The 8,865-nt window shown below is 60.0% G+C and carries 7 protein-coding genes and 1 pseudogene; 2 read left to right on the forward strand and 6 right to left on the reverse strand.

The window, feature by feature from the left end:
- A partial coding sequence (locus GCT19_RS39785; RefSeq protein WP_152854610.1) for a DDE-type integrase/transposase/recombinase occupies nt 1-241 on the forward strand: 241 nt, incomplete at its 5' end.
- Nucleotides 242-404: 163 nt separating this feature from the next.
- Nucleotides 405-707 (forward strand): annotated as a pseudogene (locus tag GCT19_RS39790) (integrase core domain-containing protein); the annotation flags it as partial.
- 216 nt (nt 708-923) lie between these two features.
- On the opposite strand, the gene GCT19_RS39795 reads toward GCT19_RS39790, so the two are convergent.
- The 6 genes from GCT19_RS39795 to GCT19_RS43100 all read right to left on the reverse strand — a co-directional run bounded on the left by GCT19_RS39795 (nt 924) and on the right by GCT19_RS43100 (nt 8,579).
- On the reverse strand, nt 924-2,387 hold the full coding sequence (locus GCT19_RS39795) for a TULIP family P47-like protein (RefSeq protein ID WP_152854942.1): 1,464 nt from the start codon (nt 2,385-2,387) through the stop codon (nt 924-926).
- On the reverse strand, nt 2,384-3,169 hold the full coding sequence (locus GCT19_RS39800; protein WP_152854943.1) for a TULIP family P47-like protein: 786 nt from the start codon (nt 3,167-3,169) through the stop codon (nt 2,384-2,386). Before GCT19_RS39800 ends, GCT19_RS39795 begins: the two co-directional genes overlap by 4 nt.
- A gap of 22 nt (nt 3,170-3,191) precedes the next feature.
- On the reverse strand, nt 3,192-4,781 hold the full coding sequence (locus GCT19_RS39805; protein WP_152854944.1) for a TULIP family P47-like protein: 1,590 nt from the start codon (nt 4,779-4,781) through the stop codon (nt 3,192-3,194).
- A 13-nt stretch (nt 4,782-4,794) separates the two neighbouring features.
- Nucleotides 4,795-6,519 (reverse strand): TULIP family P47-like protein, encoded by a 1,725-nt coding sequence (locus GCT19_RS39810; RefSeq protein ID WP_152854945.1) that lies wholly within the window; start codon nt 6,517-6,519, stop codon nt 4,795-4,797.
- A gap of 90 nt (nt 6,520-6,609) precedes the next feature.
- On the reverse strand, nt 6,610-7,893 hold the full coding sequence (locus tag GCT19_RS39815) for a TULIP family P47-like protein (RefSeq protein ID WP_152854946.1): 1,284 nt from the start codon (nt 7,891-7,893) through the stop codon (nt 6,610-6,612).
- A gap of 263 nt (nt 7,894-8,156) precedes the next feature.
- On the reverse strand, nt 8,157-8,579 hold the full coding sequence (locus GCT19_RS43100; RefSeq protein ID WP_176137972.1) for a hypothetical protein: 423 nt from the start codon (nt 8,577-8,579) through the stop codon (nt 8,157-8,159).
- Nucleotides 8,580-8,865: the final 286 nt, after the last annotated feature.

The following is an 8,865-nucleotide window of genomic DNA, read 5'->3' on the forward strand; positions in this document are numbered from 1 at the left end:
CAATGCCGAGCGTTTAACGCCGATCAAGGTCCGGCAAAACAAATACCTAAACAACGTCGTCGAGCAGGATCACCGTGCCATCAAACGCATCATCGAACCGATGATGGGGTTCAAGGATTTCCGCTGTGCGCGCATCATCCTGTCTGGCATTGAGATCGCACACATGATCCGCAAGGGGCAGATGTATGACGATGGCGTCGCCTCAACTGCAGCCGAACAATTCTATTCTCTCGTGATGTAAGCAATCCTCTTCACCTTAGGCGCCTGATCGTCGCATCGTCCTTAACGCGACACAACCCCCGATAGAGCCTACCAACGGCCGGATTCCCCGACGGCACCGCCCGTGTTTCTTCCCCATTCCACCCCCTTCGATTTCGGGGGTGTTGCGACGACCGGTTGAATCCGCCCAATATGTTTCGATCCGGTACACGGAGCGGCTGGCCGAAGCCGGCGTCGAGTCGTCGGTCGGCACGGTGGACGATTCGTACGACAACGCGCTGGCTGAGACGAACAACGGGCTGTATAAATCCGAACTGATTCATCGGCGCGGCCCGTGGCGTAGCCAGCAAGCCCTCGAGCTGGCCACTCTCGAATGGGTCGACTGGTTCAACAATCGTAGGCTGTTCGGCCCGATCGGCGATATCCCGCCGGCGGAAGCCGGGCAAGCTTACTATCGGCAGTTTGAGAACGTCGCCAAGGCGGCTTGACTCAAACAAAACGGTCTCCCGGAAACCCGGGGCGATTCAGCATGCTGCGTTCTTCGGGGGCCCTGCTGCCGCAAGACGGTGGGGCTACCCACTACAAGCAGGCTGTCCCATTGAAATGGAAGTATTCCGATCCAACTCGACGCATCCGGTGCAATTCGTCCGGTTCAATGGACTAGCTAACGCGGCCTTTCAGGGATCTTCGGTTCACCCGTAGCCTTATCCGTTGAAGTTCGGGGTCCCGCCCATCTGGACCGAGTAATTCAGCGATACGTTCACAAGGTTGAAGTCCGCCTGATCCGTCCATTGCAGCGGGCCGACCGAATTGAACACGAGAAGATCGATCGAAGGCGAGTCATCCGTATTCGCTGCGGCGATGAGGTCCGGTATCTTCGATCCCACGCCCGACAGGATGCCCATCACGATTGCGGCTGCGGCGAAGGCCGCCCCGTCAGTCGCCACTCCCATGGCAAGGGTGCTCAGCGCCGCGGCTACGCCCTCCAGAATCTTCGTGATCTCTACGCCCTCGCTCTCCTCCGTCCAGTGCGCCGGTGGAATGCTGCTCTTGTCCACGTAGTAGATGCTTTGCTTGCCCGAGCTGGTGTTATTGTGCAGGGCGAGACCGTAGGACGACACGGTATGGGTAAAGGCGTGGATGCCGGGTGACACTTGCACGCGTGTCGTCGCATCGACCGTCAGGAGTTGGTCGGAGGTGGTCAGCTCGAAATTCTGCAGCACAGTCTCGTGACTGTTGCCGTCGCTGTCTTTCAGCGAGTCGATCGTGACTTCGCCGTTGGCGAGGTCGAGACCCGTCTTGTCGCTGTTGAGCGCGAAGTTGCCGGGCTGAGTGCCCTTGTAGACGATCGCCATAGACGGCCACAACATCTCGGTCACGAAACGCTCGGGCGCGATCAGGAAGCCGGCACGCGCCCCTTGTGGAATCGCATTGGGAGATATCTCCTGGTCGAGCCCGTCAGCCGAACGGTTCTCCGTCATGCAGAGAATGCCGAGCACACTTGAGTCGAGCGTCGGACCGTCCACATACGCGTAGCTGGAATAGGTCGGCAACAGCCACGCGAACAGCCCCTGGTCCGCGGTACGGTTGAGATTCACCGTGGCGAAGACGTGCTCGAAATCGATCAGGTTGGCGTTGAACCAGTTTTGCATGGCAGCCTTGACGTCGTCCACTACGCTCTCGAACGGAGTGGCCGAGGGATCGGTGCTCGTGCCGAAGCCATAGGCGTCAAGAACCGTGACCACCTGCTCTTGCGGGCTTGCGCCGGTGTGGCGGACCTTGAGGTCGTGGAACGTTCCAGAGCCCGTGGCGGGCGTTTCGGTATGGGGCACGTATTGCAGCTGGATCTCGATCTCGAACGATCCGGCGCCGAACGTGAACGCGACAGGTCCCGCGCCAGGAATGGTGCCGCTCGCCTTCAGCGCGGTCACGGGCGTCTGCATGTGAATGAGTTTGCCGCTGCCGCCAAGCGTGATCTGCCAATCGGAGAACGTGCCGGATACGTCCACCGCGATAGCGGTGTGAGGATCCTGCGTGGACGCGGCGAAAGTGTTCGGAGAGGTTCCCTTGCGCTTGATGGTCGCGTTGACGTCGTCGACGCGAATGGCAAATACCGTGTCCCAGCCATAGGTATCGGCCTTCAGGCCTTCGTCGTTTTGCGCGATCATACGCCCTCCGTCAGTTCGACCGGGATCAGGAGTGCACTGGTGAACTGGCCCCTGGCCGCGCCCGCACCCGGCCAGCTCACTCTCGACAAAGCCAGATCCGCCAACCTGAGCACGACATCCTTGCCCAGCAACATCGCGCTTGCGCCGCCGCCAAGGGCAGAAGGGTTCACTTCCGGCAGAAGCTGCCCTGCGTTGTCGGCGCCGGCGGCAACGCGGCAAAGCAGTGCCAGCACGCCGTCGCCGTCGGCCGCGTCGGCATAGGCGTAGCTTGCGCTCACGGGCACGAGCGCCGCGACCGGGCCGCGATCGCTCACGATGGTCAGCTTGATGGCGACCAATGTGTAGGGAAAAGACGCTTGCGCATCGAGCCAAGATTGCAACACGGTCACGGCCATGACCTCGAAGCCCCGAATTGCGGATCGTCGAAGCTCGATGACTGCACGGTGCAGCGTCCCTTTTCCTGCCTTGATGGTTCGTGCACGCGCATCGGAGTCAGCCGGGTCCGGCGGCGGCGCAAGCGCGAGTGTCGCCTTCACGAGGAACGAACCGTCGGTCAACGTGAACGACTGCTCTTTCTGACTGAGCGTAAGCGTACTGCAGGGGATGAGGAATTTCACCAGCGCTCCCGATCCTCCGGTCGCAATCTGGCAGATGCTCAGGCTGCCCTTTACGGTTACCGCCCCGTTGCGGTTGGGGGATCGTCTCGCCCAGGCTTTCCTCTCGCCCGGCGAGCGCCTTGTTGAGCACGCTCGCACGGGTGGCGAGGACCATGTCCCGGCCATCCGTATCCGAGTTGGCCATGGCTCAGCTTGACTTGACGAGACCCAGTTGCATCGGGCCGCGCAATTGCGCGGATTTCAGCTTATAGCTGGTGCCTCCCGCCCAGTTGACGTTCCCTGTCGAGCGGTCGGCAAAGCCGTCAAGCGTCGGGAGCTTCTCGGTGTTCTCTTCGGCGTAGGCCTGGAGCGCAGTGACAATCCCCGCGATGCCCGCACCTATCACCGCGCCAATCACGATGCCGAGTAGTTTCCATGCGGACGCCTGGAAGAACCCCGCGAAGCTTTGCGGGGCTTCTGGCTGCTGCAATGCCCTCACAGCCGCGCGCACCGCCCCCAGCTCATTGGCGAGTTGCTCCTGCGGTGTCATCGCATTCAGGACGAGTTCCATTTCGATATTGACCACGCCGTCCGCCGAGGCTTCCGCACCGGCCGTCGCGGCGCGCGCCACGGCGAGGCGGGCGACGCCCACCTCCGCTCCCGCGCCGAGCGCGGCCCCCGCCACCGCCACCGCCACGGAAATACCGATGCTTTCCCAGATCTCCTTCCATTTCTGCGACTCAGTTTCCGAAGCGCTCACCGAAACGGTCGGGGCGGCGGTTTGCTTGAGCCGGAGATGACCGTTCTCGTCTGTCGACAGGTCGTTTATCGAGCGGTAGTTGACGGTGACGTTGTATTTTCCCTTCCACGTAAACCTTAACCCGGTGAAATCGATCTCGACGAACCCCGGGTCAATCGACATGTTGAAGGCCGCCGCGTCAATCTGGGCGTCGTTGATGACCGTTCCGTCCTGCAGCGTGAAATTCGTGAATTTCAGCGTGTTCACGTTGACGATCGTCATGCCATCGGCACTGCGACCAAAGTCGTCGGCGGTGGCATTGGCGAAGAGCGTCTCGATCCTGGGCGCGAACATCTTGTCGACCGCCCGTGACGCGGCGATCAGGAAACCCGCGTCGGCCCCGTCGGGAACGATGCCTGGATCCATCACAGGCGAGAGGTTCCTCCCGGGCCGGTTCTCCGTCATGGCGAGAATCCCGAATAGATAGTCATCGGCCGACGCTATGTTCTCGGTATAGATCGCATAGCCCACATGCGTTGGCTTGACCCAGGCAAACGCGTCGCTCTTGTCGACGAACTCGTTAAGATCGACCACGGCGAAGACATGGTTGAACTCGCTGACATTTGCATTGAGCCAGTCCTGCAAGGCGCCCTTGATCGTATCCCGAGCGGACGGCGGCCCCGACGAAAGCGTCACCTGCAACACGCTGACGGCCTGCTGATTGTCGAGGCGCAGTTCCCGCGACGAGGTAGAGCCCGGCTGGGGTATGAAGCCGAGGCTCACCTGGATCTGCGCCGTGCCTTCGAACGACTCCTCGGCCTGCCCGCCGCCCGAGACGCGCCCATTGCTCAGCGGCAGGGCCATGATAAGCAGGGACCCCGAGCCTCCGGTCATCTTCCACGTCCCGAAGCTGGCGCTCACTTTGTACGTGTTGCCGACGACCTGGTGCGAGCCCGAGAAGTTTGGTGGGGAGCTTCCCCCGCTCGCAATGGCGGCATTGGCATCCTTGTACTTGATGCCGAAGGCGGTGTCCCAGTTTTCCGTTGACAAGGTGCTCATGATTGGCGCCTCCTCAATCCGCGATGTTGACGTTAAGCCCCATCTGCAGCGACTCGTTGAGCGCGATGCTCACGAGCGTATAGCCGGTCTGTCCGGGCCATGCGATGGGGGAGACGGAGTAATCCGCGAATTCGTCGAGCGTGGGCATCTTCGCGAGATCCTGCTCGGAATAGGCTTCCAGGATGTCTGGGAGCTTGGCCGTGACCGCACCCACGGCGCCGCCGATCGCCATGCCGAGAATCTTTCGCCAGTTACGCCTTAGGAAGCCCTTGAACTTGGACGAGTACGATTCCTCTTCGGTGTTTTCAATATCGTCGCTTGCGTCGGCGTCGTCCTCTGCATTCACGTCGTCGAGATTTACGATGTCGGTGTCGGACACCAGATCCGAGGAGAACTCGAGCGTGTCGGTCGTCCCCTCCACAGCCTCTGCCGCACCAGTCGCCTCCCCCTCGATACCCTCCCCCGTCGCCTCGGCTGCCGGGCCGAGCGCGCCGCCGATTGCCGCACCGGCAACGGCAAACCCGATTCCCTCGACGATTCCGACGATGATGTTGGTCCACTTTTCCGCGGAGGATTCCGTGACCGCCACGGAGAGCGATGGCGTTCCGACCACGCAGGCCTGGAAGTGCTTATTCGCATCCATGTAGAGTTCGCACTCCGAGTCGTACAGCATGTGCACGGTGTAGCGGCCGCCCTTCCAGGGAAGGTGCAGATCCGTGAAATTCAGCTTGAGCGTCGTGACGTCTGCGATCAGGGAGAACTTCTCGGGATCGAGTGTCGCGCCAGTGATCTCAACCGTTTCGGAGCCGTCCTTGTTCGATGTCTCGAAGTTCTGGAACGTAATCGCATTGACGTTGCTGATCGTCGATCCATCGCCTGTCACCTGGAAGTCCTTGTCCGAGGCGTTCTTGAACATCTTCTCGATGCCAGGCAGCATGATCTTCGTCATGAAGCGTTCCTGGGAGATCAGGAAGCCGGCATTGCAACCTTGGGGAATAACGTTGGGCGAGACTTCGTGGCCCAGATTGACGCCCTGACGGTTCGCCGTCATCGCCATGACGGCGAACACATAGTTGTCGACGGGTGCATTCTCCGGATTGTTTATCCCGTATCCCACATGCGTAGGCACGAGCCACTGGAACTGCCCCTGGTCAGCCACCGCGCCGAGGTCGATCGCGGCAAAGGTGTGGTTGAAGCTGCCGAGGTTAGCGATCAGCCATTGCTCGAGCACGTCGCTGATGGCGTCGTGCGCATCGCTCGCCTCCTTGTTCAGCGTGAGGCTGATGATCGACACGATCGGCTGCGTGTTGGGGTCCGGGGTCGTCGTCTTGACCTTCAGTGCGTTCGACTTGCCGCCCGAGAACTTGGACGAGCCGTCCTGGCCCGGCTGAGGCAAGTAGTCGAGCGAGACCTGAATGACGGCGGTCCCGTTGAACTGAATGCTCTGAGGCGGTGTGGATTCGGCGGTAGCGGTGCCTGAAACCGGCAGGCCCAACTCCGCGATAGAACCGCTGCCGCCGCTCAGTTGCCAGTCGCCGAACTTGCCGTCGACCTTGATTGCCGGACCGCTGAATCCGCCACCCGGCTTGGTGCCGTCGAAGGCCGGCGGCGAGGACTTCTGGTTCTTGATCGCCTTGTTCGCGTTGAGAAAATTGAGGGCAAAAACCGTGTCCCAGTTGTTGGTGGATGCCCTGCCGGCCGAAGGCGGCGTAGTGTTGTCCTTGCAAAGCGGTGCCATGGTGAGGGCCTCTTTTTGGTCGATCGTCCCACAGATAGGCGTGATGTGCGATTGGTCGCGCCCTTTCCTGCGACGCGCGGCTCGCCGCGGTCAAGCGACGTCCGAGTGGAAAAGCAAGCAGTCGTTGAGTTCGCCATTCTGGATGCGGACCTGGTCCAGCCCCACCCATTTCACGGTGGACGCCGGCGCGGCGGACAGGCTGCCCGCGAGCTTCGAGCCCGAGAGGCTGTCGCCAAGGCCGGATTCGACGGCCGCGAGCACGATGGCGATGATCGCGGCGCCCAGCGGGCCGAGGCCGATCAGATAGTCGTACCACGGTACATTGTTGTGGGAATGGCTGACGGGGTTCGGGTCCTTCTGGAACGAGAACGTCTGGTTCGTCGTGTTGTACACCAGTACGTTGTTGGTGACGGCGGAGAAGCTAAGGTAAGCGTGGGGCAGGTGCAGCCCGCAGCTACCCGAGGCGGAGCTGTTCAGCGCGTTGGCGTCGATCTCGATGGTGAGTGATTCGATCGTCGGCGTATAGTCGATCGCCCCTTCCCGGATCGAATCGAGGTCGAAGGACCTCACGAGACTGATCTTTCCGTTCGCGTAGGAGAAGTTGCCCGCATTCGAGTGTGGGAAAGTGCCGGGCAGCACCGGCAAGATCGCATTCTGAAGAAACAGGTCGCCGGAAATGACGAAAGCCAAGGGATACTGGCTGCTTACGATTCCCGAATCGATGTTCGAGTTGAGCTGCGAAATGTCTCGGTCCGTCGTGACGCTCAGGATCGCCAGATAGCTTTCGCTGCCGCCTTGTGGCGTGTGGTAGCTGTAGGTCGACCGCTTCGGCAAGAGCCAGGTGGCCGTTTGCGCATTCACAATGCCGGTCTGGGCGAAGATAAAGGAGATCTTGTCCTGATTGCTGAGGAGCGCGTTCGCGATCCCGTTGCCGACGTCCAGGCCGAAGCCTGTCTTCTTCGGATCGGAAACGTTTTTGACAAAAATGTCGCCCGGCTTGCGCTGGCCGCCTTGCGGCGTGATTGCACCAAGATCGAATTGCAAATTAGTGACGCCAGCCGTAACGCTCGAAGGGATCCACTCAAGATTGACTTCGACCTCCACGGTCATTCCGGATATATCGATAATCTTCCCCGTGACGTTTTTTTGACTGAGCGTTCCGGACCTGATTGGAAGCGTCAGGTAGATGTCCGCGCCGGACCCACCGGTTATCGACCATGGGCCGAAATTGCCCTTTGCCTCAAACTGGCCGGCGAATGCGTCCGTCCAACTCGTATCGAACTTCATCACCAATTCGGCAAGCCGTTTCTGCAATTGAGCGTTGACTTGCTTGATGTCGAGAACCGAAATGGTGTCCCAGCCATTAGTGTTCACGTCCGAACCTCATTAATTCCATTAGTAGGGCTGGGCGACACGCCGCAAAGCAGCGGATGGGGACGCCCGAACCGGTCATCTGCGCCCAGAGGTTGCCTCAATTAAAACGCACTTACTTTTTTCGTCATAGCGCCGGCGGCCATCGCTGCTACGACGCACTACTGCCAACTCTGAGTCTTTGCCAGTCATAGGTGTCCACCTCGAATTGGACACCTATACTCCTCGCAACGGTCGCTAACTGCCAGACGTCGAAGATGGATCGCTTACGATCTGCGTCTGCCTTCATCTTGGCGAGCTCCCGTACCTTGGAAAGTACCGTTCGCACCAGACGTCAGCACACATCTGGTCGCGACGTTGCATGCGCTGAATTTTGACAGCATCCGGCTCACCGCTTTCGAACGATTGACCGCAAGAGGCGGAGCTCGATCTATTTTCCTGACTATTGGTTCCACTGTCGCTCCAGATCGCGCTGCAGCGATCGCCACATCCCGTTCCTTCTTCGCTTCCGCTTTCCTTCTGTCAACATGATCCTCGGTCGCCTCGTTCTCGCGCATCCGGGCGATCGCGTCATTGCTGACGACTTCATTCGCAGGCACGGGTGCCGACGCTGCCGACTGGTTCTGCGCCCAGGCCGTTGACGTGCATGCCAGAACCGCACCAGCCAACATAAGTGTCACGAGCTTCATTATCTCCTCCTCCGCTGATTCAGCATTCGGCCGTCGAGCTGCCTCACAGGCCGAACGTCGACCACGGGACAGGAAGTGGTGGATATGGTCAGGATTTTCTGATTTCGCAGTCCCTGACAGGTTGAAATTCGCTAAAACTTTGCGAGCAAATAATTGTCTTCTCACACGAAACAAATGCTACTGAGAAGCCCGCTCTCGCGCATTGACCGCAGTCAATAAATCTGCTGGAAGACAGGTTCGTGCAGGGTCCAGTTGAACTGTTCGACATGTATAAATCATATAAAAA

This window comes from Paraburkholderia atlantica (assembly GCF_009362785.1).
GTDB lineage: Bacteria > Pseudomonadota > Gammaproteobacteria > Burkholderiales > Burkholderiaceae > Paraburkholderia > Paraburkholderia atlantica.

Bases quoted from the DNA above. Each gene is read 5' to 3' on its own strand.
- GCT19_RS39795 (WP_152854942.1), bottom strand. From the start codon at position 2,387: ATGATCGCGCAAAACGACGAAGGCCTGAAGGCCGATACCTATGGCTGG.
- GCT19_RS43100 (WP_176137972.1), bottom strand. From the start codon at position 8,579: ATGAAGCTCGTGACACTTATGTTGGCTGGTGCGGTTCTGGCATGCACG.
- GCT19_RS39810 (WP_152854945.1), bottom strand. From the start codon at position 6,519: ATGGCACCGCTTTGCAAGGACAACACTACGCCGCCTTCGGCCGGCAGG.
- GCT19_RS39800 (WP_152854943.1), bottom strand. From the start codon at position 3,169: ATGGCCGGGACATGGTCCTCGCCACCCGTGCGAGCGTGCTCAACAAGG.
- GCT19_RS39805 (WP_152854944.1), bottom strand. From the start codon at position 4,781: ATGAGCACCTTGTCAACGGAAAACTGGGACACCGCCTTCGGCATCAAG.